The sequence below is a fragment of the Mesorhizobium sp. WSM4983 genome (genome assembly GCF_029625765.1).
Lineage (GTDB): Bacteria > Pseudomonadota > Alphaproteobacteria > Rhizobiales > Rhizobiaceae > Mesorhizobium.
Window position 1 is genome coordinate 53,393 of the sequence record NZ_JARTVM010000002.1, and the last position, 25,139, is coordinate 78,531.

Genomic DNA, 25,139 nt, shown 5'->3' on the forward strand with positions numbered 1-25,139 from the left:
AGCGCCGGACGCGGAGGAAGCACGGATATGGCCAGCCGGGCCAAGGCGACGATCCTGGACATCGCCCGCGAGGCCGGCGTGTCCAAATCGACGGTATCGCTCGTGCTGCAAGGCAGCGGGCTGATCCGGCCTGAGACCGCGGTCAAGGTCCGCAAGGCGATCGAGGATGTCGGCTATGTCTACAACCGCGGCGCCGCCAACCTGCGCAAGGCGCATTCCAACGTCATCGGCATGGTGATCAACGATCTCACCAACCCCTTCTTCGCCGAGCTGGCGGTTGGCATGGAGCGCGTCTTTCAGGCCGCAGGCATCGTGCCCTTCATCGCCAACACCGCGGAAAATCCGGTCCGCCAGGAAGAAGTGCTGAAGTCGCTGCTGGAACAGGGCGTCGCCGGTCTGATCGTCTCGCCGGCGCGCGGCACCACGCCCGGCGCCTTCCGCCGCATCGAGGCTGCCGGCGTGCCGGTCGTCTTCGCCATGCGCCGCCTGCCCGAGAGCCGCATCCCGGCAATCGCGCCCGACAACCATCGCGGCGCCTATCTCGCCACCCAGCATCTGATCGGCAAAGGCCACCGCCGGCTGGCTTTCTTCGGCGGTTCGTCCGACCTCGTTGTCTATCACGACAGGCTTGGCGGCTTCATCGAGGCTTGCGAGGCGCTTGGCATCCCGGCCGCCAACCGGACGATCGTCGAAGGCGAGACCAGCCGCAGAGGCGGCATGGCCTGCCTGGAGACCGCGCTTGCGGCAGCCGAGCCGCCGACAGCCGCGCTTTGCTTCAACGACGCCGTCGCTTTCGGCGTCATGCTCGCGCTGCGCAAGCGCGGCCTGGAGGCCGGGGCCGACTTCGCCGTGGTCGGTTTCGACGACGTGGCCGAAGCCGAGCACTACATGCCGGCGCTGACCAGCGTCGCCGTCGACACCCCAGGCCTTGGCGAGCGCGCCGCGCACGTCATGCTGAAGATGATCCAGTCGCGCACGACGCGCGCCGAGGACCATATCGGCGCGGTCAGCCTCGTCGTCAGGGAAAGCTGCGGCCCGAGCCGCAGCGCGCACGGCACTGGAATGGGAGACGCGGCATGAGCGTGAGATGGGGCCTGATCGGCGCGAGCACGATCGCCAGGCAGTTCATGGTCAACGCCATTCGCGCGCAGGCCGACGGCGCGGTTGCCGCCGTGATGAGCTCCAGCGCAGAGCGGGCTCAAGGCTACGCCAAGGAAAACGGCATTCCTAAAGCCGTCTCGACGCTCGATGCGCTGCTTGGCTCGGACATTGATGCCGTCTACATCTCGACCACCAATGAGCTGCATCTCGAACAGGGGCTGGCCGCCATCAAGGCCGGCAAGCATGTGCTCTGCGAAAAGCCGTTGGCGCTGACCAGCGCCGATGCGCGCAAGATGGTCGCGGCGGCTAGGAAAGCCGGCATCGTGTTCGGCACCAACCATCATCTGCGCAATGCCGGCGCGCACCGGGCGATGCGCGAGGCAATCGCAACCGGCCGTATCGGCAAACCGATCGCCGCGCGTGTCTTCCATTCCGTCTATCTGCCTGAAAGCCTGCAGGGCTGGCGCATCACCAGGCCCGAAGCCGGGGGCGGCGTGGTGCTCGACATCACGGTGCACGATGCAGACACGCTGCGCTTCGTGCTCGGCGACGATCCGGTCGAGATCTCGGCCTTCACACAGTCGGCCGGCATGGCCGGCGGCGGGCTGGAGGACGGCGCGATGTGCATCTGGCGCTTCAAGTCCGGCGTCATTGCGCAATCGCATGAAGGCTTCACGACCAAGTTCGCCGGCATCGGTTTCGAAGTGCATGGGTCGGAGGGCTCGCTGATCGCCACCGATGTGATGACGCAGAAGCCGGTCGGCTCGGTGCTGCTGCGCACTGCAAATGGCGAGGAAGAGCTGAACTTCGATCGCGAGGACCTCTACACCCGCTCGCTGCGCCAGTTCCATGCCGCGATCCGCGGCGAAGGCCAGCCTTCGGCCACCGGCGAGGACGGCATTTGGTCGCTGGCATCCGCCGAAGCAGCACTGCAATCATCGAAGACCGGCAAGGCCGTGATCATCGATCCGCAACTCGGGAGCCTCGCGTGAGCAAGCTCGTCACGGCAGCGCATGCCGCCAGCCTGATCAAGGACGGCATGGTTGTCTCGGTGTCGTCCTCGAGCGGCCTCGGCTGCCCCGACGCCGTGCTCGCCGCGATCGGCGAGCGCTTCGATGCGGAAGGGCATCCGAGAGCGATCACCACGCTGCACCCGATCGCCGCCGGCGACATGTACGGCATCAAGGGCATCGACCATCTCGCCAAGCCTGGCCTGCTCAAGCGCACGCTCTGCGGCTCCTATCCATCCGGCCCCTCCTCCGCCGAGCCGCCGCGGATCTGGCAGATGATCGGCGACAACTCGGTCGCGGCTTACAACGTGCCCTCGGGCATCCTGTTCGACATGCATCGCGAGGCGGCCGCCAAGCGTCCCGGCGTGCTAACCAAGGTCGGCCTCGACACCTTCGCCGACCCGCGCCACCAGGGCTGCGCCATGAATGCCGCCGCCAGAGAGCCGATCGTTTCGGTGCAACAGTTCGATGGCGAGGAGTGGCTCTACTTCCGCGCCATTGTCCCCAACGTCTCGATCATCCGCGCCACCTCCGCCGACGAGCGCGGCAATCTCACCTACGAGCATGAGGGCGCCTATCTCGGCGGTCTCGAACAGGCATTGGCTGCCCGCAACAATGGCGGCATCGTCATTGCGCAGGTTAAGCGCATCGTCGAGAACGGAACCCTCAAGCCGCACGATGTGCGCGTGCCCGGCGTCTTGGTCGACCATATCGTGGTCGCGCCCGATCAGCTGCAGACGACGCAGACGGCTTACGACCCGGCGATCTCGGGCGAGATCTTCCGGCCGCTCTCCACCTTCCGCACCCCGGAGATGAACATCCAGAAGGTGATCGCGCGCCGCGTCGCCATGGAGTTGCGCGACGGCATGGCCGTCAATATCGGCTTCGGCATCTCCGCCAACGTGCCGCGCATTCTTCTCGAGGAAGGCCAGCACGGCAAGGTCACCTGGGTGATCGAGCAGGGCGCGGTCGGCGGCGTGCCGCTGCTCGACTTCAAGTTCGGCTGCGCCTCGAATGCCGAGGCGATCATGCCCTCGCCGCACCAGTTCATCTATTTCCAGGCCGGCGGCTTTGACGCCTCGCTCCTGTCCTTCCTGCAGATCGACCGCCACGGCTCGGTCAACGTGTCGAAGCTTTCGGCGAGACCGCATGTGACGGCCGGCGCCGGCGGCTTCGTCGATATCACCGCGCGGGCGAAGAAGATCGTCTTCTCCGGCTTCTTCAATGCTGGCGCCAAGCTTTCGCTGGCGAACGGCGCCCTCCGCATCGACCAGGAAGGCAAGGTGAAAAAGATCGTCGAGGAGGTCGAGCACATCTCCTTCTCCGGCAAGCGCGCGGTCGCGCAAGGCCAGGACATCACCTATGTCACCGAACGCTGTGTGATGAAGCTGACCCAGGCCGGGCTGATGGTGACCGAGCTGGCGCCCGGCATCGATCTCGAACGCGATGTGCTGGCGCAGGCCGACACTCCGCTCTCCGTCGCAAACGACCTCAAGTTCACGCCGGCCTCGCTCTATCAAGATCGGCCGATCGGCCTGTCGCTCAACGGCGGCGCTTCGCTTGGAGGCGCGCATGGCTGAGCGCCTCGTCACCTTCGAGCAGGATGGCGTGATCGGTACCGTGACGCTCAGGCGGCCGGAAAAGTTCAACGCGCTCGACATTCCGATGCTGCGCGCGCTCGAAGCCGCACTCGACAAGGCCGAACTGGCCGAGGGTGTCCGTGTCGTGCTCATCAGCGGCGAAGGCAAGGGTTTCTGCGCCGGCGGCGACGTCGAGGCCTGGGCACAATTAAGCGCCGCCGATTTCCAGGTTCAATGGGTGCGCTACGGCCATCGTGTCTTCGACCGGCTGGCGCGGCTTCGGCAACCGACAATCGCCGTGCTGTCCGGCCATGCGCTGGGCGGCGGCTTGGAATTGGCCGCCGCCTGCGATTTTCGCGTCGCCGAAACCCAGATCAAGCTCGGCTTTCCCGAGACCTCGATCGGCGTCGTGCCCGGCTGGTCTGGTACGCAGCGCGCTGTGCGCCGCTTCGGTGCACAGATCGTGCGGCGCATGGCGCTTGGCGGCGAGATTTTTCTGGCGAACGAGGCGCTCGCCCTCGGCGTCGTCGACCGCGTCGTCGAAACCGGCAAGGCCTTGGATGAAGCAAAAGCCTGGGGAGAAAAGATCGCCGAGCGTGGTCCGCTCGCAACCGAGGCCGCCAAGCTGATGATCGGCATTGCCGAAGGCGAGGAAGACGCCGCCGCCACGGAAGCGCTGGCCAGCGGCTTCATTGCGCTCACCGGCGACCTCAAGGCCGGTGTCGGCGCCTTCAAGGCCAGGCACAAGCCGGACTTTTCGAGATCCTAGAGAAGATACGATGAACGCACCGCTTAACATTTCCATGCCGGTCGAAGCGTCTCAGGCGCCGAAGAGCTACAAGCTTCTGATCGACGGCAAACATGTCGATGCCCGGGACGGCCGCACGATCGAACGCAACAGTCCCGGCCACGGTTTTGCGGTTTCACGCTATGCGCAGGCGGGTGCTGCGGAAGTCGACGCTGCGGTGCAGGCAGCTCACAAGGCCTTCGAGGCCGGCGCATGGCCGCGCATGAAGGCGTCGGAACGCGCCGCGGTGCTGCTCAAAGCGGCCGATCTGATCGAGGGCCGACTGGAAGAGATTGCCAGGCTCGACGCGTTGGAATCCGGCAAGCCGATCGCGCAGGCGCGCGGCGAGATCGGCGGCGCCGTCGACATCTGGCGCTATGCCGCTTCGCTTGCTCGCACGCTCCATGGCGAGAGCTATGCCAATCTCGGCGATGACATGCTGGGCGTGGTGCTGCGCGAGCCGATCGGCGTCGTCTCGATCATCACGCCGTGGAATTTTCCCTTCCTGATCGTCAGCCAGAAACTGCCCTTCGCGCTCGCCGCCGGCTGCACTGCCGTGGTCAAGCCGAGCGAGATGACCTCGGCGTCGACCTTCGTGCTCGGCGATATCCTGCTGCAGGCCGGCCTGCCGACGGGTGTCGTCAACATCCTCGCTGGCCTGGGTAGCGATGTCGGCGCGCCAATGGTCAGCCATCCGCTGGTTGAGATGGTGTCCTTCACCGGCTCGACCCGCGTCGGCAAGATGACCATGGCGGCGGCGTCCAGTTCGCTGAAGAAGGTGTCGATGGAGCTCGGCGGCAAGAACGGCCAGATCGTCTTTCCCGACGCCGATCTCGAAGCAGCGGCGGATGCCGCAGTCTTCGGCGGCTTCTTCAACGCCGGCGAATGCTGCAATGCCGGCAGTCGGCTGATCGTGCATGAGGCGATCGCGGACGACTTTCTCGGCGCAGTCAAGGCGCTGGCCGAGAGGGTGAAAGTCGGCGATCCGCTTGACGACCGCACCAAGGTCGGCGCGATGATCTCGGCCGACCATATGGCGAAGGTAGCCGGATATGTGAAGGCGGCCAAAACCGGCGGCGGCAGCGTCTTCAGCGGCGGCGGACAGCTCGCCTCCAACGCCGGCCAGTATCTCGATCCGACCATTGTCCGCAACGTTACCGAGGACATGGAAATCGCGCGCGAGGAAGTCTTCGGGCCGGTGCTGTCCGTGCTCACTTTTGAAACGATTGAAAGGGCATTGCACATCGCCAACAACACGCCCTATGGTCTGTCTGCGGGAGTGTGGAGCGCCAGCATCGACACATGTATGTCGGTGGCGCGCGGTGTGCGTTCGGGGACGGTTTGGGTGAATACGTTCATGGAGGGTTATCCCGAACTGCCCTTCGGCGGCTACAAGCAATCCGGTCTCGGACGCGAACTCGGCAAACGCGCCGTCGAGGACTATACCGAGGAAAAGACAATCCAGTTTCATCGCGGCCAGCGCACCGGATGGTGGCTCGGCTGAGTTGGGAGACCCCGGCGGTCACCCCGCCGGTTATGTGAATGCAACAAGGGAGGTAGTACATGTTGCGCAAACTGCTTATCGGAACGGCTCTTGCGACGAGCTTTGCGTTCTCGGCGCATGCCGCGGACGTCAAGGAAGTGCAGATGCTGCATTGGTGGACGTCGGGCGGCGAAGCGGCTGCTCTGAACGTGCTGAAGCAGGATCTGGCCAAGGAAGGCTATGCCTGGAAGGACGTGCCGGTGGCCGGCGGCGGCGGCGACGCCGCCATGACCGCTCTGAAGGCGATGGTCGCGGCCGGCAACTATCCGACTGCCTCGCAGATGCTGGGCTACACCGTGCTCGACTATGCCGCTGCTGGCGTCATGGGCGACCTCACCGAGACCGCCAAGAAGGAAGGCTGGGACAAGAGCGTTCCGGCCGCCCTGCAGAAGTTCTCCGTCTATGACGGCAAGTGGGTCGCGGCTCCGGTCAACGTCCACTCGGTCAACTGGCTGTGGATCAACAAGGCCGTGATGGACAAGATCGGCGGCACCGAGCCGAAGACCTTCGACGACTTCATCGCCCTGCTCGACAAGGCCAAGGCCGCTGGCGTCATCCCGCTGGCGCTCGGCGGCCAGAACTGGCAGGAAGCGACCATGTTCGACTCCGTCGTGCTGTCGACCGGCGGACCGGAATTCTACAAGAAGGCGATGAACGACCTCGATGAGGAGTCGCTCAAGTCCGACACGATGAAGAAGTCGTTCGACAACCTCGCCAAGCTCGTCACCTATGTCGACCCGAACTTCTCGGGCCGCGACTGGAACCTCGCCACCGCCATGGTCATCAAGGGCGATGCGCTGGTTCAGGTCATGGGCGACTGGGCCAAGGGCGAATTCCACGCCGCCAACAAGACGCCGGGCACGGACTTCCTCTGCTACCGCTTCCCGGGCACCGACGGCTCGGTGATCTACAACTCCGACATGTTCGGCATGTTCAACGTTCCGGACGACCGCAAGGCCGCCCAGGTCGCTCTGGCCACCGCCACCCTGTCGAAGAGCTTCCAGTCGGCTTTCAACGTCGTGAAGGGCTCGGTCCCCGCCCGCACCGACGTGCCGGACACCGACTTCGATGCTTGCGGCAAGAAGGGCATCGCCGACCTTAAGGCGGCTAACGAAGGCGGCAAGCTGTTCGGCTCGTTGGCCCAGGGCTACGGCGCGCCCCCGGCTGTCGCCAACGCCTACAAGGACGTCATCTCGAAGTTCGTCCATGGCCAGATCAAGACCTCGGACGAAGCCGTGACCGAATTGGTCAAGGCGATCGACGACGCCAAGTAAGGCGTTTTGCTGGAGCAATTCCAGGAAAAGTGCATAGCGGTTTTCCGTTCGGAATTGCATAAACAAAACCACTCGAGTCTCCCCCGCTCCGGCGGGGGAGGTCTCCTGTCGAGACGATATACGGGATTGCTGCCTGGTGTGCGCCGCACGCTGGCTGGTCCCCAATAACCGGTACTGGATGAGCCGATGAGCACAGTCGCCGAAACCCAAATCAAGCTGACGCCGGAACATGACGCCCGTCCTGGCGCCTCCGTCCGCTCGCGATTGCAGGACCTGTTGCCGAAGATCGTCCTGGCGCCGAGCTTCGCGGCGACGATCGTCTTCGTCTATGGCTTCATCCTGTGGACGATCTATCTGTCGTTCACCAATTCCAAGACCTTCCCATCCTACGACATCACCGGCGCCCGCGCCTATCAGCGGCTGTGGCGCTGGACCTTCGAGAGCGACCCGCCGTCGAGCTGGTACACCTCGATCACCAACATGGGGATTTTCGGCTTCCTCTACATCCTGATCTGCCTGGCGCTCGGCCTCTTCCTGGCCATCCTGCTCGACCAGAAGATCCGCGGCGAAGGCATGCTGCGGCCGATCTATCTCTATCCGATGGCGCTCTCCTTCATCGTCACTGGCGTCGCCTGGAAGTGGTTCCTCGACCCCGGCCTCGGTCTCGAGCAGACCCTACACCAATGGGGCTGGACGAGCTTCCATTTCGACTGGATCAAGAACAAGGATTTCGTCATCTACACGGTGGTGATCGCCGGCGTCTGGCAGGCTTCCGGCTTCATCATGGCGATGTTTCTGGCCGGGCTTCGCGGCATCGACGGTGAGATCATGAAGGCCGCGCAGATCGATGGCGCCACCACCTTCCAGCTCTACCGCCGCATCGTTATTCCGCTGCTCAGGCCGGTGTTCCTGTCGGCCTTCATCGTGCTCGCGCATCTGGCCATCAAGTCCTATGACCTTGTCGTGGCGCTGACCAGCGGCGGACCGGGCGGCTCGGCCTGGCTGCCCTCCAACTTCATGTATGAGTTCACCTTCAAGCGCAACGAGATGGCGGTGGGCTCGGCGAGCGCGGTGATCATGCTGATGACGCTGACCGCGATCATCGTGCCTTATCTCTATTCCGAGCTCAGGGAGAAGCCGCGATGAGCGCCGTCACCTCACCGGCCCGCCAGGCATCGAGCGGCGTCAGCGCCAGGACGATCAACCGCATCGTAATCTACGGGCTGCTCGCGCTGTTCGCGCTGTTCTACCTGATGCCGCTCTTCGTCATGCTGGTCACCTCGTTCAAGACCATGGATGAGATCCAGAACGGCAATATGCTGGCGCTGCCGCAGTCGCCGACCATCGCGCCATGGTTCAAGGCCTGGGGCGAAACCTGCGTCGGCCTGACTTGTGCCGGCATCAAGGGCTACTTCTGGAACTCCATCAAGATGGTGGTGCCGGCGGTGCTGATCTCGACGCTGCTCGGCGCTCTCAACGGCTATGTGCTGACCAAATGGCGCTTCCGCGGCCACACGCTGGTCTTCGCGATGATGCTGTTTGCCTGCTTCATTCCGTTCCAGTCGGTGCTCTTGCCAATGGCGACCATCCTCGGCAGCATCGGCCGCTTCGGCGCCAGCCTGCAGAACGCGACGGGGTTCAACTTCGGCCTCGGCAACTCGACGGTCAACCTGGCCTTCGTCCATGTGGTCTACGGCCTCGGCTTCACCACGCTGTTCTTCCGCAACTATTACGAGGCCTTCCCGACCGAACTGGTGAAGGCGGCGCAGGTCGACGGCGCCTCCTTCTTCCAGATCTTCCGCCGCATCATGCTGCCGAACTCGATGCCGATCTTCGTCGTCACCGTCATCTACCAGTTCACCAACATCTGGAACGACTTCCTGTTCGCTTCCGCTTACGCCGGCACCGGCGACGTGATGCCGATGACGGTGGCGCTCAACAATGTCGTCAACACCTCGACCGGCGTCGTCGAGTACAACGTCAACATGGCCGCGGCGATGATTGCCGCGCTCCCCACCCTGATCGTCTATGTCGTCGCCGGCCGCTATTTCGTGCGCGGGCTGATGGCCGGCGCGGTCAAGGGCTGACCCTATTTTCTGAAGGAACGACCATGGCTTTTCTGGAAATTGATGGGCTGAAGAAGCGCTTCGGGAATGTCGAGATCCTGAAAGGCATCGATGTCGAGCTCGAAAAGGGCGGCTTCCTGGTGCTGGTCGGCCCGTCCGGCTGCGGCAAGTCCACGCTGCTCAACACCATCGCCGGGCTGGAAACCATCACCGAGGGCCAGATCCGCGTCGACGGCCGCGCCATCAACGATCTGCATCCCTCGAAGCGCGACATCGCCATGGTCTTCCAGAGCTACGCGCTCTATCCGAACATGACGGTTGCCGGAAACATCGCCTTCGGCATGGAGATGCGCGGCGTGCCGGCGGCGGAGCGCCAGGCGGCGATCGACAAGGTGGCAAAGATCCTGCAGATCGGTCATCTTCTCAACCGCAAGCCCAGCCAGCTTTCCGGCGGCCAGCGCCAGCGCGTCGCCATGGGCCGCGCGCTGGTGCGCGACCCGAAACTCTTCCTGTTCGATGAGCCGCTTTCCAATCTCGACGCCAAGCTGCGCGTCGACATGCGCATCGAGATCAAGCGCCTGCACGCCACGACCGGCACCACGATCGTCTATGTCACCCACGACCAGATCGAGGCGATGACGCTGGCGACCAAGATCGCCGTGATGCGCGACGGCGAGGTACAGCAGTTCGGCACGCCGGCCGAAGTCTACAACAACCCCACCAATGTCTTCGTCGCCGATTTCATGGGCTCGCCGGCGATGAACCTGATCCCGGCCAAGATCGGCGCCAATGGCAGCGGGCTCTCGGTCGTTCTCGATCGTGAGGCGCGCCAGCCGATCACGCTGTCGCTGCCCGGCGCGCCGACCGGCCTTGCGGCCTTCAAGGACAAGCCGGTCATCTTCGGCGTGCGCCCGGAAGCGCTGACCGATCCAGAAGGCGCCGAGCGCAACGGATCCGAAATCGCCACCGCCGACTGCCACATCGAAGTGGTCGAGCCGGCGGGATCGGACACGTTCGCCGTCACCAATCTCGGCGGCAAGGGCGTGGTGGCGCGGCTGCGCGCCGACGCCAGGATCCAGCCCGGCACCAGCACGCCGCTGGCCTTCAATCTCAGCAAGGCGGTGTTCTTCGATCCGGCGACCGAGAAGCGCATTCTCTGATGCATGTCGCCCAAAAAGTGGATCCGGTTTTGGGGCAGCGACATGCGTCAAGACAAAGATCTAAAGCGCGTGGTCCCGGTCAGTTCAAACACGATGCGCTTTAGACCATGACAAATCCGGATATCGTCATCATCGGCTCCGGCATCGGCGGCGCCACGATCGCCTCCGGCTTGGCCGGCAGCGGCGCCTCGATCCTGATCCTGGAACGCGGTGAACCGCTGCCCGCGACGCCGCATGCGCGCTCGACGCGCTCGATCTTCGTCGACGGGCATTACCGGCCGAAGGAGATGTGGCGCGAGGCCGGCGGCGCCGCGTTCAACCCCGGCAATTACTATTATGTCGGCGGCAACTCGAAATTTTTCGGCGCGGTGCTGATCCGCTACCGCAAGGAGGATTTCTCCGAGTTGGAGCATTTCGGCGGTGTCTCGCCGGCCTGGCCGTTTTCCTATGACGAGTTCGAACCCTGGTATTCGAAGGCCGAGCAGCTTTTCCGCGTGCGCGGCGCGCTCGGCGAGGATCCGACCGAGCCGTTCCATTCGATTCCCTATGCCTTCAAGCCGGTGCCCGACGAACCTTCGATCGCGCGTGCCCGCGCCGAGCTCAAAGGCCTCGGCCTGCATCCTGCCTCGCTGCCGCTCGGCGTCGACATCGAAGCCTGGCTGAAGGAGGGCAAGACCGGCTGGGATGCTTTTCCGAACACCGGGCAAGGCAAGGTCGACGCCCAGACCGGGCCTCTGGCGGCGGCGCTCAATGACAAGAACATCAAGCTCGAAACCGGCGCCCATGTCGACTGGCTCGAGGCCTCGCCGGACGGCAAATCGATTGCCGCCATTCATTACACGCAGAACGGCGCGCAAAGGACGCTCTCGCCGAAGCTGGTCATCCTATCGGCCGGCGCGATCAACTCCGCCGTGATCCTGCTGCGCTCGCCCTCGACAAACGGCAAAGGCGTCGCCAACAGTTCCCACCAGGTCGGCCGCAATTTCATGAACCACAATTCCAGCGCGATGCTGGCGATCGACCCGCGCCGCCGCAACGACGCCGTCTACCAGAAGACGCTGATGCTCAACGACTATTACCTGTCGGGCGGCAAGGGCGGCAAGCCGCTGGGCAATGTGCAACTGCTCGGCAAGATCGACGGCAACATGCTGCGGGCCAATGTGAAGCTGGCGCCAAGATTCGCGCTCGATTTCATGGCCGGCCACGCCGTCGACTGGTACCTGATGTGCGAGGACCTGCCCGATCCTGAAAGCCGCATCCTGGTCGACGGCAAGGAGATCGTCATGCAGTGGCGGCGCTCCAACATGCAGTCGCTGGAAGGCCTGACCACGGTGATGCGCGAAAACTTCCGCGCCTGCGGTTACCCGATCGTGCTGTCGCGCCCGTTCGACAAGCGCACGCCCTCGCACCAGTGCGGCACCGTGCGGATGGGCAACGACCCCGCGACGGCGCCACTCGATACGTTCTGTCGTGCTTACGACCATAAGAACCTGTTCGTCGTGGACGCCGGCTTCCTGCCGACCTCGGCGGCGGTCAATCCGGCGCTGTCGATCGCAGCCCAGGCGCTGCGCGTGGCAGACCATATCCGCAAGACGGAGTTCGCGGCATGACCCGCCCGGCAGCCATCGTCACCGGCGGCGCGCGCGGCATCGGCCTTGCCTGCGCCGAGGCGCTGGCCGATGCCGGCTTCAATATTCTTGTTGCCGACCTTGCGGACAAACCGGCTGATGGACTTGCCGAAAGCATCGCCGCGCGCGGCGCGAAGTTTGCCTATGCCAGCTGTGACATCGCTGATCTCGCCGGCCATCCAAAACTGGTCGCGGCGGCGGTGGACGCCTTCGGCAGCATCGATTGCCTCGTCAACAACGCCGGCATAGGCGCCGTCGTGCGCGGCGACCTTCTGGAATTGAAGCCTGATAATTTCGACCACGAGCTAAATATCAATCTGCGCGGCACGGTGTTCCTCAGCCAGGCCGTCGCCAAGGCGATGCTGGCGACACCCGCCAGCTTTGCGAGGTCGATCGTCACCATCACCTCGGTCAGCGCGACAATGGCCTCGCCGGAGCGCGCCGACTACTGCATCTCAAAGGCAGGGCTTTCGATGTGGGTGAAGAACCTGGCGCTGCGGCTCGCCGCGGAAAACATCGGCGTGTTCGAGGTGCGGCCGGGCATCATCCGCACCGACATGACGGCAGGCGTATCCGCCAAATATGACGCGCTGATAGAAGGCGGGTTGGTTCCGGCCAAACGGTGGGGCGAGCGCGCCGATATCGGCGCTGTGGTGGCCGCACTAGCGAGCGGAAAATTCGGCTTTGCAACCGGATCGGTCATCGATGTCGACGGCGCGCTCTCCGTGCCTCGTCTGTGAGTGAGTGGAACCATGGCTGACTACATCATCGTTGGCGCCGGACCGGCCGGTTGCGTGCTGGCCAACCGGCTGAGCGAGGAGCCGACCAATTCGGTGCTGCTGCTCGAAGCCGGCGGCAAGGATTGGCACCCGCTGATCCACATGCCGGCAGGCTTCGCCAAGATGACCAAGGGCATCGCTTCCTGGGGCTGGTCGACGGTTCCGCAGAAGCACATGAAGGACCGCGTCTTCTGGTACACCCAAGCCAAGGTTGTCGGCGGCGGCTCGTCGATCAACGCCCAGATCTACACGCGCGGCAACGCCCGCGACTATGACGCCTGGGAGAAGGAAGAGGGCTTGGCCGGCTGGGGCTATCGCGATGTGCTGCCCTATTTCAAGCGCGCCGAGAACAACCAGCGCTTCGCCAACGATTATCACGGCGACCAAGGGCCGCTCGGCGTTTCCAACCCGATCTCGCCGCTGCCGATCTGCGAGGCCTATTTCCGCGCCGGCCAGGAGATGGGAATCCCCTTCAATCCGGATTTCAACGGCGCCAGCCAGGAAGGCGTCGGCTATTACCAGCTCACCCAGAAGGACGCGCGGCGCTCCTCCGCCTCGGTCGCCTATCTGAAGCCTATCCGCGCCCGCAAGAACCTGACGGTCAGGACCGATATGCTCGTCACCCGCGTCGTCGTCGAGAAAGGCCGCGCCATCGGCGTCGAGATCGTCGACAGGCCGGGCGGAGAGAAGACGATCCTGCGCGCCGAACGCGAGGTGATCGTCTCCTCCGGCGCCATCGGCTCGCCGAAGCTTTTGATGCAATCCGGCATTGGCCCGGCCGACCATCTGAAGTCGGTCGGCGTCACGCCGGTCCACGACCTGCCCGGCGTCGGCTCCAACATGCAGGACCATCTCGACCTGTTCGTGATCGCCGAATGCACCGGCGACCACACCTATGACAACTATGCCAAGCTGCACCGCACGATGTGGGCCGGCCTGCAATACGTGCTTTTGAAGAAGGGCCCTGTCGCATCCAGCCTGTTCGAGACCGGCGGCTTCTGGTACGCCGATCCGACCGCCGCCTCGCCCGACATCCAGTTCCATCTCGGTCTCGGCTCCGGCATCGAGGCTGGGGTCGAGAAGCTGAACAATCCCGGCGTGACGCTGAACTCCGCCTTCCTGCGCCCGCGCTCGCGCGGCACCGTGCGATTGAAGAGCGCCGATCCCGCCGATCATCCGCTGATCGACCCGAACTACTGGTCCGATTCCTACGATCGCGACATGTCGATCAAGGGACTGCGGCTGGCGCGCGAGATCATGCGGCAGAAGGCGCTGCAGCCTTTTGTGCAGCGCGAGGTGCTGCCCGGCCCTGCCCTGCAAAGCGACGCCGACCTCTTCGACTATGCCTGCCGCGCGTCCAAGACCGATCACCATCCCGTCGGCACCTGCCGCATGGGCCATGATGCGATGGCTGTGGTGGCGCCCGATCTCAGGCTGCGCGGCATCGACGGCCTCCGGGTCTGCGACGCGTCGGTGATGCCGCGTGTCCCTTCCTCCAACACCAATGCGCCGACCATCATGGTCGGCGAGAAGGGCGCCGATCTGATCCTCGGACGCGAGCCGCTGCCGCCGGCCGTGTTCAAGGGCAATAAGGCGGCTTGAGGGAAGAACAATGATCCGCCACTGCGTCTTTGTCCGCTTCGGCGACGGCACCTCCGCCGCCGAGCGCGCCGCGATTCACGCCGATCTCGAAGCGCTGCGCTCGGCCATCGACGGCATGGGCAAGGTTCATTTCAGCGCCAATGTCAGCCCGGAGCCGTTCGCGCGCGGTTTCGGCCATGGCTTTACCATCGATTTCCGCGATGCTGCCGCCCGGGACGCCTATTTGGCGCACGAGGCGCATCAGCGCGCCGGCGCTCGCCTGGTGGCCGCGCTCGAAGGGGGCACCGACGGGCTGATGGTCCTCGACTTGGAGTTTACGGAAATGTGACCGCCGGTTGATCGGAAACCGGCAAATGACCCGTTCTCTTTTGCACCGCATGGGACATATCGTTCCTTTCGCGGATGCAAAGGAGCAGCGATTTGAGTCTCACCTCGGAGCAGAAGAAAACCGTCGTCGCATCTTTCCTGGGCTGGACGCTCGACGCTTTTGATTTCTTCCTTCTGACATTCCTGCTCACAGATATCGCCGCTGAATTCCACACCGATGTCCCGGCGGTCTCCAAGGCGCTGTTCCTGACCTTGGCCACGCGATTCATCGGCGCGTTCCTGTTCGGCATGCTGGCCGACAGATATGGGCGCAAACCGCTGCTGATGCTCAACATCGTCAGCTATTCGGTGATCGGGGCGCTGGCGGCCTTCTCGCCCAATCTCGGCATATTCCTGGCCCTTCGGGCGCTGTTCGGCATCGCGATGGGCGGCGAGTGGGGCCTTGGCAGCTCGCTCGCCATGGAATCCATTCCGCCCAGCGCCCGCGGCATGGTTTCGGGCATCCTGCAATGCGGCTATCCGGCGGGATATCTGCTGGCGGCAGTTGTCTATGGGCTGCTCTACGGCCAGAAGATCGGCGATTTCACCTTCGGCTGGCGCGCCATGTTCCTGCTGAGCTTCGTACCGGCGCTGATCGTGCTCTTCATCCGCTCGCACGTGCCGGAATCGCCCGCCTTCGTCTCAGGCCGGGCGCAGGCGCGGCCGGGTCTTCTCGTAACGCTGCAGAAGCACTGGGGCATCGCGCTCTATGCCGTGGTGCTGATGATGTTCTTCAACTTCTTCAGCCATGGCACGCAGGACTTGTACCCGACCTTCCTGAAGAAGCAGCATGGCTTCGATCCGCACACGGTGAGCTGGATCACCATCGTCGCCAATATCGGCGCCATTGTCGGCGGCTTGGCGTTCGGCGCGCTGTCGGAGAAGATCGGGCGCATAAACGCCATCACGCTCGCCTGCGTCATTGCCCTGCCGGCTATTCCGCTCTGGGCCTATACGACGACGCCCTTCATGCTGGCGCTCGGCGCCTTCATCATGCAGGTGGCGGTGCAAGGCGCCTGGGGCGTCATTCCGGTGCATCTCAACGAGCTATCGCCGGGCTCCGTGCGGGCGACCTTGCCTGGCTTCATCTACCAGGCCGGCAATCTGGCGGCCTCCTATGGCGGCCCATATCAGGCCGGCATCGCCGAAGCGCCGGGAGGCAGCTATGGCTACGCGCTGGCATTGTTTGCCGGCGTGGTCGCCATCTGCATCATCGTCGTCATCCGGTTCAGCCCCGAGAAGCGTGGCGAGGTCATGACCGTGATCGACCGGGAAGTCAGCCCAGTCTGAGCGCCACCACGCCCGCGACGATGCCCAGCGCCGCGGCGGCGCGCCATGCCGTCATCTTCTCGCCCAGCGCCAGCACCGAGATCAGCATGGCGAACAGGATCGAGGTCTCGCGCAGCGACGCCACCGAGGCGATCGGCGCCTTGGTCATCGCCCACATCACGATCCAGTAGGCGGCGCCGCTGAGCACGCCGGTGAAGAGGCCTGCCTTCCAGTCCCGCGCCAGCAGGGGCAGCGACTGTGGCCCGCGAAAGGCGATGCACAGCACCAGCGCCCAGAGCGCATCGCAGACGAACAGCCAGGCCGCATAGCTTTGCGCGGTTGCCGCCAGCCGCGCGCCGCTGCCGTCCGACAGCGTGTAGCTGGCAATGAAGATCGATGTGCCGAGCGCGAAGCTGACGGCGCGCAGATTGAACCGTTCAAGATGCACACCGCCGCGAAACGACATGACCAGCGTGCCTGCCGACAGAAGCACGATGCCGAAGATGGAGAGTGGCGCCGGTATCTCTCCGAGCAGAACGATGCCGCCGAGCGCGGAGAGCAGCGGCGCGGTACCGCGCGCCAGCGGATAGGTCTGAGCGAAATCGCCGGCCTTGTAAGCGCCGATCAGAAACGTCCGGTAGCCCATATGGAAGAAGACCGAGGCGAGGATGAATGGCCAGACCTCGGCTTTCGGCACTTCAACGAAAGGCAGCGCCAGCAGCGCCGCAGCCCCCATGCCGAGCGTCATCAAGGTGATCGACAGGAAGCGGTCGAGGTGCACCTTGACCAGCGCGTTCCAGATCGCGTGCATGGCGGCCGCCGACAGCACCGCGAGGAAGACGAAAAGCGTCATGCCCGCCTCACCCGCCTGCAAGCCTAGCGGCGATGCCTGGCGTTTCCAGATCGATATCGACCCTGAGCGGGAAATGGTCGGAGGCCACTTCGCCGATATCGGCGCTCACGGAACGCACCCGCCCGGCCAGGACGCCGCCAACGAAGCAATGATCGAGCCGGCGTTTCGCCAGCTTGCCCTCGATGATCTTTTCATGCGTGTGGAAGTCCGCCACCGGCTTGGCGGCGACGGCTGCGGCATCGACGAACCCGTCGATATAGACGGCGCCGCGATGATAGGGCGTGCTGCCGACGATGCGCCGGTATTCCGCACTTCCCGGCTCCATGTTGAAATCGCCGAGCCAGATCGCCGCCAGCGGGTTTTCCGGCTCCGGCTCGCCATTCGCCCAGTTGCGCTGCGGCTCGTCATCGGCGCCGCTCCAGGGACCGCCATCGGACGGCGCGCGGCGCTGTTCGGCGAGCAGATAGTCGATTTGCTCCAGCCGCTCTTCGGCCGCGATATGGGCAAGATGCAGCGAGAAAACCCGCACCGATCCCGCCGGCGTCCGGATCATGCACTCCAGCGCGGCGTTGCGCGTGTTGAGGGGCTTGAGCGTGCGGCGCAGCGGCAGCGCATGCAGCCGCGACCAGACGATCGGCAGCTTGGACAGAAGCATCGTGCCGAACTGCCTGCGGCGGTTGACGATGCGCCCATCACGCTTTTCGCTGGCGTCCATGTCGAAGGCCGGACCGTAGACCCAGTGATAGTCGGGCAGCAGCCTGGACAGGATTTCCGGCTGGTCGTCGCCGTTGCTGCGCTGCCAGTGCCGCTCCACTTCCTGCAGGGCGATGATGTCGGCGCCGTCGACGAGGCGCGCGGCGCGCACCAGATCGTAGCGGCCGTCGCTGCCGTAGCCGTACTGGATGTTGTAGCTGACCAGCTTCATCGATTAACCGGCTGAATATCCGGCCACGGCACTAGCGCCTCGGCCATCGCGTTGCAATGGACGCCATCGACGTGCGGAATGGTCCAGCGATGACCGCCGACCCTGGCATCGTCTAGGTCGTGAGCGACTGGAACCGCCCCGCCGGCGATGCTGCCAGCTCGGACCAGTCGATTTCTTCTTCCAGACGGTGATAGGCTTCGTCGCCGATCGTACCGTCGCGGCGCAATTCTTCGAGCCTATCGCGCTGCCGCTTGATGGCATAGAGGCGCAGCCGGTCGTATTCGGTGGCCGCCTGCGCATCCTCGGGATTCTCGGCGATCTTGCGTTGGGCCTCGTACTGCTCGCGCACGACGTCCGCAGCGGCTGACGTCTTGCGGCTCAGGACGTCGAGCGCGGCTTCCATGATGGCAACGCGTGCCTGCGCCACTTCGCGATCTATCGTCGTATCCTCTTCGAAATTGAGCCAGCGCAGCAGCGGCTTCAAGCTCATGCCTTGCAGCACCAGCGTGCCGAGCACGACCGCGAAGGCGGCAAGCACGATCGGGTCCCGGCCAGGGAAATTGGCCGGCAGTGCAATGGCCACCACCAGGCTCACCAGCCCACGCATGCCGCACCAGCCGACAAGCAAGGCGCCCCCGAATGTCGGCGCATCCCGCCTTTGCTCTTTGCTGTCGAAGCGGGCGAACCGCCGTATGATCGCGACGTAGCCAAACACCCAGACGAGGCGTGCCACGATGACAACGGCCAGCACCGTTGCGGCGAAGACAAATTCATCGCCCTGCCCATCGCCGGAGAGCCTGCCGACGATCGACCGGGCCTGCAGGCCCATCAGCACGAAAGCCAGCACATTGAGCACGAACACTGCCGACTCCCAGACCGAGTAGGTGCTGACGCGGCGTCTGGCCGACATCTGGCGCGGCGCGGTGCGCGCGATGGTGATGGCATAGACGACGATGGTGATGATGGCGGAAAGGCCGATCCTGTCGGCGATGATCCAGACGGCAAAGGTTCCGGCAAACTGCACCACGGTGCTGCTTGCCGCATCCTCGATGCGCGTCAGCGTCAGCAGCGAGAGGCGGCCGAACAGATAGCCGGCGGCGACGCTGCCGACCGTCGACAGAAGGATCACCGGCACCGCATCGCTCAGCATGACCGAGCCGACCGCGGCCGAAACGGCGATGCGGTAGATCAGAAGCGCCGTGGCGTCGTTGAGCAGGCTCTCCCCTTGCAGGATGGCGTTGAGGCGGTGCGGCACCTTGAACTGGCCGAGCACGGCGCTCGCCGCCACGGCGTCCGGCGGCGCGACGATGGCGCCGAGCGCGATCGCCGCCGCGATCGGCAGACCGGCCATTTTCCAGCCGACGAAGGCGACGACCACGGTGGTGAAGACGACCGCGCCCAACGCCAGCAGCACCAGCGACAGCCGGTAGCGCTTCAGGTCGCGCAGCGACGTATCATAGGCGGCATCGAGAAGCACCGGCGCGATGAACAGGGCAAGCGCCAGTTCCGGGTCGATCTCGATGGTCGGCGCACCTGGCAGAAAGGCGATCCCCACTCCGGCCAAGGCCAGCAGGGAGGGATAAGGTATCCCCAGCCATCGCGACAACGCCGTCAGCCCGACGGCGATCAGAAGCAGGATGAGGGTGAGCTCGAAAAGCGCCATGACTCATCGTAGCGATGGAACCAGGCCATTGGCACTGCAAAAAGCGATGGTGAATGGTGAATGGGCATCATCAGAGATAATTCGAGCACGTAAAGTGCTCTCTTCGCTGACTACCATTCACTATTCACTATTCACCATTCACCCTAGTGCAGCACCAGCATGTCGCCCGACGAGAACGAGATGTCCGCCTTCTCGCCGACGACAGGCGGCGGCGTCGCCGAGTTGTTGAAGGTGTCGAGCGATACCGTGTTGCCGCCGATGCCGACGCGCACCCGGATGACCGAGCCGAGGAAATGCACCTCGGCGATCTCGCCCGAAAGGCTGGTGTCGTGGCCGGGCTGGCGTCCGAGCGAAATCGCTTCGGGCCGCAGCGCCAGCGACAGCGTGTCGCCGGACTTCGACCCGTTGAGCTTTCCCTTCAGCGAGACTTCCTGCGTGTTGACCCGCACCTTGCCGGACGCGGCATCGGTGACCTTGCCTTCCAGCACGTTGAGCGTGCCGACGAAATTGGCAACGAACTTGGTCGCCGGCCGGTTGTAGATCTCGAACGGCGTGCCGACCTGTTCGGCCTTGCCGCCATACATGACCGCGATGCGGTCGGAGATCGACAGCGCCTCTTCCTGGTCATGCGTCACGAAGATGGTGGTTATGCCGAGCTTCTTCTGGATCGAGCGGATTTCCTCGCGCAGCGAAATGCGCACTTTGGCGTCCAGCGCCGACAGCGGCTCGTCGAGCAGCAAAAGCTTCGGCTTCGGCGCAATGGCGCGCGCCAGCGCGATGCGCTGCTGCTGGCCGCCGGAGAGCTGGTAGGGATAGCGGTCGGCCATCTGCGGCAGCCTGATGATGTCGAGCATCTCCGCGACACGGGAATCGATGGCCGCCCTGGGCATGCCCGCCACCTTCAGTCCGAATCCGATATTCTGCGCCACAGTGAGGTTGGGAAACAGCGCATAGGCCTGGAACACCATGCCGATATTGCGCTGGTTGGGCTTCAGCCTGGTGATGTCCTTGCCGCTAACCACGATCTTGCCGGCCGAGGGCTCCTCGAAGCCGGCCACCATGCGCAACACCGTCGTCTTGCCGCAGCCGGACGGACCGAGGAAGGAGACGAATTCGCCCGGCGCGACATCGAGGTTGAAATCCTCGACCACGGTTGTGGCGCCGAAGGACTTTCGCACATGCTGGATGGAGAGAAACGGCTCGGCCATGGCTTTTTCTTTCGGTCGGTACTTCGCTCAATTGGGGCGGTTCGCCGATTTCGGCGCGAAACGGGACAAGATCTGGATCAGCGACATGCAGCCCCAGGTTATGACGAACGCGATGATCGACAGCGCCGCCGGCTCATAGGCGCGGTTGGCCACAAGATTCTGCAAATACGGGCCGAATGCCGGCCGGTTGAGCAGGCTGGCCATGGTGAATTCGCCGATCACGATGGCGAAGGTCAGGAATGCGCCCGAAAGCACCGCGATCAGCACATTGGGCAGGATCACGCGGCTGATGATCGTGCCCCAGCCGGCACCCAGGATCTGCGCCGCTTCCGTCAACGTGCGCACGTCGATAGTGCGAAGCCCGGTGTCGACGGCGCGGTACATGTATGGCAGTGCAAGCGTTGCATAGCCGATGACCAGCAGAGCATTCGCGCCTGGATTGGTTGCCAGGAACGGCAGCGGCGAATTCGACCCATACATCCTGATATAGCCGAAGACGATGACGATGGCCGGGATCACCAGCGGCAGCAGCGTGATGAACTCGACGATCGGCCTGATCTGCGGCATGCGAAGGCGGATCCAGTAGGCCGTAGGCACGACGATCAGCACGCCGAGGAGAATGGTGAAGATGGCGACGACCACCGAAAACATGAAGGTCGCCTGGAACTGGCTGTCGCCGAGCACGATCTTGTAGGCGTCCAGGGAATAGACGCCGCGGCGCATGCGCAGCGAGAACTCGATCGTCGCGATCAGCGGGATGAAGAAATACGCCGCGCCGAGGACAAAGACGACCCAGGCCCAGAACCTGCCGGATTTCATTTCAGCCACCTCTCCGAGCGCGTCCGGAACCAGATGTAGAAGATGTTGGCAAGCCCGGTGATGACGATCATGCCGAAGGCGATCGCGTAACCGAGATGGGCATTGTGCAGCACGTCGCCGCGGATCTGGGCGTAGAGCAGGATCGGCACGATGTTGAGCGAGGACCCGGTCAGCGCATAGGCGGTGGCGATCGCCCCGAAGGCATTGGCGAAGAGCAGGATCACGGTGCCGAGGAAGCTTGGCCACAGCACGGGGATTACCACCAAGCGCCAGTATTGCGCCTGGGTGGCGCCGAGCGTGGCGGCGGCTTCGCCCCATTCCCTTTTTAGTCCGTCGATCGCCGGCACGATGATGACCACCATCAGCGGGATCTGGAAATAGACATAGGTGATCGTCAGACCCCAGAACGACAGCAGGTTGAAGCCATGCGCATAGATGTTGAAGCCGACCAGGGTGTTGAGCAGCACGGTGACGAGGCCCAGCCGGCCTAGCGTCGCGATGAAGGCGAAAGCCAGCGGCACTCCGGCGAAATTGGACGCGACACCGGAAAACGTCAGCGTCCCCGACCGTATCCAGTTGGGCAGGCCTCCGCGCACGATGGCGATGGCGATGGCAAGACCGGCGAAGGCGCCGATCAGCGATGACGCCAGGCTGACCTTTATCGAAATCCAGTAGGCGGCAACGATGTTGGCCGAAAAAAGCGCGACGATGTTGGCGAAGGTGAACTCGCCCGCCTCGTTCTGGAAGGCGCCCAGCATCAAGTAGAGCGTGGGCAGGATCAGGAACATGACGGCGAAGACGAAGAACGGCGTTACGCCAAGCCATTGCGTCGGCAGCCGCATTGCGCGCGCTTCGCCGGGGGGCGCGGCCTTGCCCGCAATTGCCTGATTGGAAACCGAGAGATCGGTCATGCGCCGGCTACCGTTTTTGGGAAGGAGTCCGGTCGGCCATCGGGCCGCCCGGACCATATTGATGCTTACTTCACATTGGCGCCGACAACGGCGTCCCAGTTCTTGGTGATGGCTTCTTTCGCCTTGCCCTGTTCATCGAGCGTCGGAAACACCGCGGCCGCATAGGACTCGGCCGGAGGCATCTTCGCCAGCATATCCGCCGGAACCTTGCCGTTCTTGGCGAGATCGTTGAAGCGGATCGGGTGGCAATAGCCCTTCAGCCAGCCGATCTGGCCTTCGTCGGAGTAGAGATATTCCAGCCAAAGCTTGGCCGCATTCGGATGCGGCGCGTAAGCGCTGATCGCCTGCACGTAAACGCCGGCGACAACGCCGGTCTTCGGCACAATGACGTCAACGGGGGGATTGCCCTTCAGCGTGTCGCGACCGGAGAGCGCGTTGTAGTCCCAGGTGACGAGGATCGGCGTCTGGCCCTGGGCGAGCGTCGCGGTTTTGCCGATGACCGGCACGAAGTTGCCGGCGGCATTGAGCTTCTTGAAAAACTCGAGCCCGGCAGTGCCTGCGGCTTCGCCAGCGGCAGCGCCGCTGGCAAGGCCGGCGGCGTAGACGGCCTGGATAGCCTGGTTCGAAGCGCGCGGATCGCCGGCAAGGGCAACCGAGTTGGCGAATTCAGGCTTCAGCAGGTCGGCCCAGTCGGTCGGCGATTCTTTGACCAGATCCTTGTTCACCTGGAACGAGAGCACGCCATAATAGTCGGCTGTCCAGTAGCCGTCAGCGTCCTTGGCGCTGTCCGGAATGGAATCCCAGGTCGAGACTTTATAAGGCTGGATCAGGCCGTCCTTCTTGGCGGACGGACCGAAGGACAGGCCGACGTCGATGACGTCAGGTGCCTGCGGGCCCTTGTTGTCCTTGTTCGCTTTGATCGCCTCGATCTCATCGCCGGAGCCTGCATCCGGGTTGAGCTCGTTGACGGTGATCTCCGGATACTTCGCCTTGAAGCCGGCGATGACGTCGCCATAGCCGCACCAGTCGTGCGGCAGCGCGATGGTGGTGAGCTGGCCCTCGGCTTTCGCCGCCTTGACGAGATCGTCCATCGCGTCGGCGGACGAAATCACCGTCGACGCAAACAGCGCCGCGGCCGAAAGGGAAAGCACTTTCCCCGTGAATTTGAACATGTGTTCTCTCCGTTGAACTGACGCCATTGGACGCCTGCGATGCGGTATCGTTTTCGTGTGACAGCCAGATGAAAGCTTTGTGAAAGCGGCACCCCGCAACACGAAAAAGTAAACTCTCTTTAACCGGCTGTAGCAATCGCTTCGCGATTCTTTTTCCGGCTAATTATTCTCCTCCTTGCATTCCGCCCGTTGCCCTTTCCTTTCCCCTCGTTTCCAGATCAACTTTCCGCTGCAAATTGGTTTACACAGACCCTGCGATGGCATTTTCGAGCAGAGCAAGCGCCCCTTTCTTGGTGAGCTTGACCGGATTGCCGCCGGCGGTCGGATCGACCACCGCCATGTCGGCGATCAGTGTCTTGCGGTTCTTGTCCATGTCGAGGTCCTTGATCAGGCCGGGCAGCGCATGCGGCACCTTGAGCTCCTTGCGCAATTTGATGACGGCTTTTGCGAAGCCATCGAAGCCGCCCTTGATGCCGCAATAGGCGGCGAGCCGCGCGATGCGATCCTCGATCGCATCGCGGTTGAAGGCGAGGACATAGGGCATGAACACCGCATTGGTCATGCCGTGATGGGTGTCGTAGAGCGCGCCGATCGGATGCGACAGAGAGTGGATGGCGCCCAGCCCTTTCTGGAAGGCGGCCGCGCCCATCGCGGCCGCGCTCATCATATTCGCGCGGGCGACCAGATCCTTGCCGTTGGCGAAGGCCTTGGGCAGGTTCTCGAACACCAGCCGGATGCCTTCCACGGCGATGCCGTCGGCCATCGGATGATAGCCCGGCGCGCAATAGGCTTCGAGGCAGTGGGCGAGCGCGTCCATGCCGGTGCCGGCCGTGATGAAGGGCGGCATGCCGACCGACAGCTCCGGATCGGCAATCACGATCGCCGGCAGAAGCTTGGGGTGGAAAATGACTTTCTTGGTGTGGGTCTCTTCATTGGTGATGACGCCGGCGCGGCCGACCTCGGAACCGGTGCCCGCCGTGGTCGGCACCGCGATGATCGGCGCGATCGCCTCCGAGTTGGCGCGCGTCCACCAGTCGCCGATGTCCTCGAAATCCCATACCGGACGCGCCTGCCCGGCCTGGAAGGCGATCAGCTTGCCGAGGTCGAGCGCCGAGCCGCCGCCGAAAGCGACGACCCCGTCATGCTTGCCTTTCTTGAACACGGCGATGCCGGCGATCAGGTTGGACTCGACCGGGTTCGGCTTCACCTCGGAAAAGACGCCATAAGGCACATTGGCATCGTCGAGGATCTTCAGTGTCGAAGCGACGACGGGCAGCTTCGCCAGGCCCGGGTCGGTCACGAAAAGCGGGCGCTTGATGCCTGCCGCAGCCAGCGCGTCCGGCAGTTCCTTGATGCGCCCCGCGCCGAAGCGGACGGTGGTGGGGTAGTTCCATTTGGAGGTGAGCTTGGACATGGATTGTCT

22 protein-coding genes are annotated in these 25,139 nt (G+C 64.0%); 14 read left to right on the forward strand and 8 right to left on the reverse strand.

Annotation, left to right across the window (positions count from 1 at the left end):
• The first annotated feature begins 27 nt into the window (after positions 1–27).
• The 14 genes from P9254_RS07530 (at position 28) to P9254_RS07595 (ending at position 16,186) form a co-directional block, all read left to right on the forward strand.
• Positions 28–1,080, forward strand: coding sequence for a LacI family DNA-binding transcriptional regulator (locus P9254_RS07530; RefSeq protein ID WP_095800485.1), 1,053 nt, complete (start codon positions 28–30; stop codon positions 1,078–1,080).
• Positions 1,077–2,093 (forward strand): Gfo/Idh/MocA family protein, encoded by a 1,017-nt coding sequence (locus tag P9254_RS07535; protein WP_278053040.1) that lies wholly within the window; start codon positions 1,077–1,079, stop codon positions 2,091–2,093. The genes P9254_RS07530 and P9254_RS07535 overlap by 4 nt, the downstream gene beginning before the upstream one ends.
• Positions 2,090–3,691 (forward strand): acyl CoA:acetate/3-ketoacid CoA transferase, encoded by a 1,602-nt coding sequence (locus P9254_RS07540; RefSeq protein ID WP_278053042.1) that lies wholly within the window; start codon positions 2,090–2,092, stop codon positions 3,689–3,691. The genes P9254_RS07535 and P9254_RS07540 overlap by 4 nt, the downstream gene beginning before the upstream one ends.
• A complete protein-coding gene (locus P9254_RS07545) occupies positions 3,684–4,460 on the forward strand; it encodes an enoyl-CoA hydratase/isomerase family protein (protein WP_067327025.1) in 777 nt (258 codons plus the stop codon). Before P9254_RS07540 ends, P9254_RS07545 begins: the two co-directional genes overlap by 8 nt.
• 10 nt (positions 4,461–4,470) lie before the next feature.
• Positions 4,471–5,982, forward strand: coding sequence for an aldehyde dehydrogenase family protein (locus P9254_RS07550; protein WP_095777114.1), 1,512 nt, complete (start codon positions 4,471–4,473; stop codon positions 5,980–5,982).
• A gap of 59 nt (positions 5,983–6,041) precedes the next feature.
• A complete protein-coding gene (locus P9254_RS07555) occupies positions 6,042–7,295 on the forward strand; it encodes an ABC transporter substrate-binding protein (protein ID WP_067002546.1) in 1,254 nt (417 codons plus the stop codon).
• A 186-nt stretch (positions 7,296–7,481) separates the two neighbouring features.
• A complete protein-coding gene (locus P9254_RS07560) occupies positions 7,482–8,441 on the forward strand; it encodes a carbohydrate ABC transporter permease (protein ID WP_067002547.1) in 960 nt (319 codons plus the stop codon).
• On the forward strand, positions 8,438–9,382 hold the full coding sequence (locus tag P9254_RS07565) for a carbohydrate ABC transporter permease (protein WP_067002549.1): 945 nt from the start codon (positions 8,438–8,440) through the stop codon (positions 9,380–9,382). Before P9254_RS07560 ends, P9254_RS07565 begins: the two co-directional genes overlap by 4 nt.
• A 23-nt stretch (positions 9,383–9,405) precedes the next feature.
• Positions 9,406–10,521 carry an ABC transporter ATP-binding protein gene (locus P9254_RS07570; RefSeq protein WP_067002551.1) on the forward strand — a complete coding sequence of 372 codons (1,116 nt, stop codon included), beginning with the start codon at positions 9,406–9,408 and terminating at the stop codon, positions 10,519–10,521.
• Positions 10,522–10,628: 107 nt separating this feature from the next.
• Positions 10,629–12,131, forward strand: coding sequence for an FAD-dependent oxidoreductase (locus P9254_RS07575; RefSeq protein WP_278053047.1), 1,503 nt, complete (start codon positions 10,629–10,631; stop codon positions 12,129–12,131).
• Positions 12,128–12,889: a 3-ketoacyl-ACP reductase gene (locus tag P9254_RS07580; RefSeq protein ID WP_278053048.1), complete on the forward strand. Its 762-nt coding sequence runs from the start codon at positions 12,128–12,130 to the stop codon at positions 12,887–12,889. Before P9254_RS07575 ends, P9254_RS07580 begins: the two co-directional genes overlap by 4 nt.
• Positions 12,890–12,901: 12 nt before the next feature.
• Complete coding sequence (locus P9254_RS07585) at positions 12,902–14,530, forward strand: GMC family oxidoreductase (RefSeq protein ID WP_278053049.1); 1,629 nt, start codon at positions 12,902–12,904, stop codon at positions 14,528–14,530.
• A 10-nt stretch (positions 14,531–14,540) separates the two neighbouring features.
• Positions 14,541–14,858 carry a Dabb family protein gene (locus P9254_RS07590; RefSeq protein ID WP_095778826.1) on the forward strand — a complete coding sequence of 106 codons (318 nt, stop codon included), beginning with the start codon at positions 14,541–14,543 and terminating at the stop codon, positions 14,856–14,858.
• A gap of 92 nt (positions 14,859–14,950) precedes the next feature.
• Positions 14,951–16,186 carry an MFS transporter gene (locus P9254_RS07595; protein WP_278053050.1) on the forward strand — a complete coding sequence of 412 codons (1,236 nt, stop codon included), beginning with the start codon at positions 14,951–14,953 and terminating at the stop codon, positions 16,184–16,186.
• On the opposite strand, the gene P9254_RS07600 is transcribed toward P9254_RS07595, so the two are convergent.
• From P9254_RS07600 to P9254_RS07635, 8 genes are all read right to left on the reverse strand, one after another.
• The gene (locus P9254_RS07600; RefSeq protein ID WP_067002559.1) at positions 16,173–17,018 is read right to left on the reverse strand and encodes an EamA family transporter; all 846 of its coding nucleotides are present in this window, start codon (positions 17,016–17,018) and stop codon (positions 16,173–16,175) included. The two genes, P9254_RS07595 and P9254_RS07600, sit on opposite strands and share 14 nt — an antisense overlap.
• Positions 17,019–17,025: 7 nt before the next feature.
• Positions 17,026–17,943 carry an endonuclease/exonuclease/phosphatase family protein gene (locus tag P9254_RS07605; protein WP_067325867.1) on the reverse strand — a complete coding sequence of 306 codons (918 nt, stop codon included), beginning with the start codon at positions 17,941–17,943 and terminating at the stop codon, positions 17,026–17,028.
• A gap of 112 nt (positions 17,944–18,055) precedes the next feature.
• Positions 18,056–19,606 (reverse strand): cation:proton antiporter, encoded by a 1,551-nt coding sequence (locus P9254_RS07610; RefSeq protein WP_067002561.1) that lies wholly within the window; start codon positions 19,604–19,606, stop codon positions 18,056–18,058.
• A 143-nt stretch (positions 19,607–19,749) separates the two neighbouring features.
• On the reverse strand, positions 19,750–20,814 hold the full coding sequence (locus P9254_RS07615; RefSeq protein ID WP_067325862.1) for an ABC transporter ATP-binding protein: 1,065 nt from the start codon (positions 20,812–20,814) through the stop codon (positions 19,750–19,752).
• A 27-nt stretch (positions 20,815–20,841) separates the two neighbouring features.
• Positions 20,842–21,633, reverse strand: coding sequence for an ABC transporter permease (locus tag P9254_RS07620; RefSeq protein ID WP_127246098.1), 792 nt, complete (start codon positions 21,631–21,633; stop codon positions 20,842–20,844).
• Positions 21,630–22,544 (reverse strand): ABC transporter permease, encoded by a 915-nt coding sequence (locus tag P9254_RS07625; protein ID WP_095800498.1) that lies wholly within the window; start codon positions 22,542–22,544, stop codon positions 21,630–21,632. Before P9254_RS07625 ends, P9254_RS07620 begins: the two co-directional genes overlap by 4 nt.
• 65 nt (positions 22,545–22,609) lie before the next feature.
• Complete coding sequence (locus tag P9254_RS07630) at positions 22,610–23,716, reverse strand: ABC transporter substrate-binding protein (RefSeq protein WP_095800499.1); 1,107 nt, start codon at positions 23,714–23,716, stop codon at positions 22,610–22,612.
• 241 nt (positions 23,717–23,957) lie between these two features.
• On the reverse strand, positions 23,958–25,130 hold the full coding sequence (locus P9254_RS07635; RefSeq protein WP_278053051.1) for an iron-containing alcohol dehydrogenase: 1,173 nt from the start codon (positions 25,128–25,130) through the stop codon (positions 23,958–23,960).
• Between the last annotated feature and the right edge of the window lie 9 nt (positions 25,131–25,139).

Excerpts from the sequence above, each read along its gene's own strand:
- P9254_RS07635 (WP_278053051.1), bottom strand. The coding sequence starts at position 25,130 with ATGTCCAAGCTCACCTCCAAATGGAACTACCCCACCACCGTCCGCTTC.
- P9254_RS07585 (WP_278053049.1), top strand. The coding sequence starts at position 12,902 with ATGGCTGACTACATCATCGTTGGCGCCGGACCGGCCGGTTGCGTGCTG.
- P9254_RS07555 (WP_067002546.1), top strand. The coding sequence starts at position 6,042 with ATGTTGCGCAAACTGCTTATCGGAACGGCTCTTGCGACGAGCTTTGCG.
- P9254_RS07570 (WP_067002551.1), top strand. The coding sequence starts at position 9,406 with ATGGCTTTTCTGGAAATTGATGGGCTGAAGAAGCGCTTCGGGAATGTC.
- P9254_RS07620 (WP_127246098.1), bottom strand. The coding sequence starts at position 21,633 with ATGAAATCCGGCAGGTTCTGGGCCTGGGTCGTCTTTGTCCTCGGCGCG.
- P9254_RS07545 (WP_067327025.1), top strand. The coding sequence starts at position 3,684 with ATGGCTGAGCGCCTCGTCACCTTCGAGCAGGATGGCGTGATCGGTACC.
- P9254_RS07560 (WP_067002547.1), top strand. The coding sequence starts at position 7,482 with ATGAGCACAGTCGCCGAAACCCAAATCAAGCTGACGCCGGAACATGAC.
- P9254_RS07580 (WP_278053048.1), top strand. The coding sequence starts at position 12,128 with ATGACCCGCCCGGCAGCCATCGTCACCGGCGGCGCGCGCGGCATCGGC.
- P9254_RS07535 (WP_278053040.1), top strand. The coding sequence starts at position 1,077 with ATGAGCGTGAGATGGGGCCTGATCGGCGCGAGCACGATCGCCAGGCAG.
- P9254_RS07605 (WP_067325867.1), bottom strand. The coding sequence starts at position 17,943 with ATGAAGCTGGTCAGCTACAACATCCAGTACGGCTACGGCAGCGACGGC.
- P9254_RS07565 (WP_067002549.1), top strand. The coding sequence starts at position 8,438 with ATGAGCGCCGTCACCTCACCGGCCCGCCAGGCATCGAGCGGCGTCAGC.
- P9254_RS07600 (WP_067002559.1), bottom strand. The coding sequence starts at position 17,018 with ATGACGCTTTTCGTCTTCCTCGCGGTGCTGTCGGCGGCCGCCATGCAC.
- P9254_RS07590 (WP_095778826.1), top strand. The coding sequence starts at position 14,541 with ATGATCCGCCACTGCGTCTTTGTCCGCTTCGGCGACGGCACCTCCGCC.
- P9254_RS07610 (WP_067002561.1), bottom strand. The coding sequence starts at position 19,606 with ATGGCGCTTTTCGAGCTCACCCTCATCCTGCTTCTGATCGCCGTCGGG.
- P9254_RS07530 (WP_095800485.1), top strand. The coding sequence starts at position 28 with ATGGCCAGCCGGGCCAAGGCGACGATCCTGGACATCGCCCGCGAGGCC.
- P9254_RS07625 (WP_095800498.1), bottom strand. The coding sequence starts at position 22,544 with ATGACCGATCTCTCGGTTTCCAATCAGGCAATTGCGGGCAAGGCCGCG.
- P9254_RS07630 (WP_095800499.1), bottom strand. The coding sequence starts at position 23,716 with ATGTTCAAATTCACGGGGAAAGTGCTTTCCCTTTCGGCCGCGGCGCTG.
- P9254_RS07550 (WP_095777114.1), top strand. The coding sequence starts at position 4,471 with ATGAACGCACCGCTTAACATTTCCATGCCGGTCGAAGCGTCTCAGGCG.
- P9254_RS07615 (WP_067325862.1), bottom strand. The coding sequence starts at position 20,814 with ATGGCCGAGCCGTTTCTCTCCATCCAGCATGTGCGAAAGTCCTTCGGC.
- P9254_RS07575 (WP_278053047.1), top strand. The coding sequence starts at position 10,629 with ATGACAAATCCGGATATCGTCATCATCGGCTCCGGCATCGGCGGCGCC.